At 67.9% G+C, this 1,654-nt stretch carries 1 protein-coding gene; it reads right to left on the reverse strand.

Going from position 1 to position 1,654, the window contains the following annotated elements; all coding sequences use genetic code 11:
- Positions 1-386: 386 nt before the first annotated feature.
- Positions 387-1,253, reverse strand: a complete 867-nt coding sequence (locus tag ABT342_RS38065) for an MmyB family transcriptional regulator (RefSeq protein ID WP_351584196.1) — start codon at positions 1,251-1,253, stop codon at positions 387-389.
- Between the last annotated feature and the right edge of the window lie 401 nt (positions 1,254-1,654).

Genomic DNA, 1,654 nt, shown 5'->3' on the forward strand with positions numbered 1-1,654 from the left:
CTACAGACCCTCCTCGCTACCTGGGCCGGCGCCTGTCCCACCTGCCACCGCGACATACCCACACTCGCCCCGACCTGACCAAGCCCTACTAGGCCCTGGACCGCCCCCTGGGAGCGGGTGTTCACCGCCCAGTACGGTCGGTGTGGTTGCCAGGCGGCCCTGCGTACTTCGCACGGCGCGGGGCCAGTGCCATGGGCGGGGAGCGCGCCCACCGAGCACTCAATCAGAACGTTCCTCCCGCCCCATCACCTCACATCGGGCTTCCCCACGACGAGGACCGGCAGTTCGACTCCTCGGAGCGGGTCGTCCACAAGATGGCGGAAAGAGGGCTCTCCTCCAGAAGCACGGCAATTCTGCTTCCACCGGCGGGGCTGGTCCCCCGGGTGTCACGCTCGGAGGATGAGTGGCTCGTCACGTACAGGCCTCCGATCGGTCAGTGAGTCTTCGAGCGTGTAGAAGCTGAGGTTGATGCGGGCGCCGGGGGCTGTGACGGGTTCGGCGAGGCAGGTCGTGATCCGGCCGGGGCCGTGAATGGCGTGCCGGATGGGGAGCTCGGAACCGTCGAAGAAGGGGATGGGGGCCGCAGCATGCTCTCGGTAGAGCGGGCCGGCCACGGGGTCGTTGAGGACGTCGTACGCAAGACGACCGAGCGCCGGATTCTCCGGGCGTAGCTCCACGCTGTGCTTCAGGTGGGGCATCATGGCCGGCGCCCAGTGGGTCTCCCACTGCATCAGGACGTCGGTGCGGGCCTCGGGGTCCAGGAGCATCCAGCGCATGATGTTGGCGGGGGCTTGCCCGCGTGGGAAGAGGCGTCGGTAGTCCTCGTTGTGAACGACGACGTTCCATTCGGCGTCGTTGACGTACGCCAACGCGCCGCTGATCTGGTCGACGACCCGCTGCCACGCTCCTCCGGCTATGGACGTCCCCGAGCTGCCGTGCAGGGCATGAGGCGGGTTCTCCTTGCGGGTGATCAGCCACAGGAACGCCCACTCCTGCTCGTCCAGCCGCAGCGTCCTCGCGACTGCGGTGAGGAGATCGGCACCGGGGCCGGCGAGCTGACCGTTCTCGAACCGGTTGTACGTGCCCGGGGTGCGCGTGAGCAGCACGTCCATCTGCTCCTGACTCAGACCGGCAGCCCGCCGGCCCGGACCAGGCCCTCGCTTGGCGAACCCCATCCTGAGGGGGTCGATCGCGGCTCGGCGCGCCTGAAGGATCTCCTTGAGGCGGCCTCGGTCACCGGCCGACAGCTTCATTCGGCACCTTCCACACTCGGGCTGCGCCCCGGCAGCAACCGGGTCGGCCCAATTATCTGCACTCACAGACCCTGGAAAGGATGATCACACAGCGCAAGACTCACCTCCGGAGCCACCCGCTGCCCACGCCGTGGGGTGCTGAGGGTGTCGTGCTTGTCGTCGAATGAATCGAGTTCGGCACCACACACGAAACCATTGCCCGGCACAGCGGTTCGGACCGCGTGAACCCCACAGGGTCCGGAGGTCCGGCCGGCACGATGTCCGCTCCGCTGGTGCCGGTCCGCGAACACGTCCCACTGTCCCCGTGCGCCCGTTCCTTGTCCGGCGCGTGCCAAGGGGCCGACCGAGAAACCTCCTGGAGATCGCCTTCATGTATCCGAGACCACGCCGACGACGCGTGC

This window comes from Streptomyces sp. NPDC000410, from assembly GCF_040300305.1.
In the GTDB taxonomy this organism is placed as follows: Bacteria; Actinomycetota; Actinomycetes; order Streptomycetales; family Streptomycetaceae; genus Streptomyces.

Bases quoted from the DNA above. Each gene is read 5' to 3' on its own strand.
- ABT342_RS38065 (WP_351584196.1), bottom strand. From the start codon at position 1,253: ATGAAGCTGTCGGCCGGTGACCGAGGCCGCCTCAAGGAGATCCTTCAG.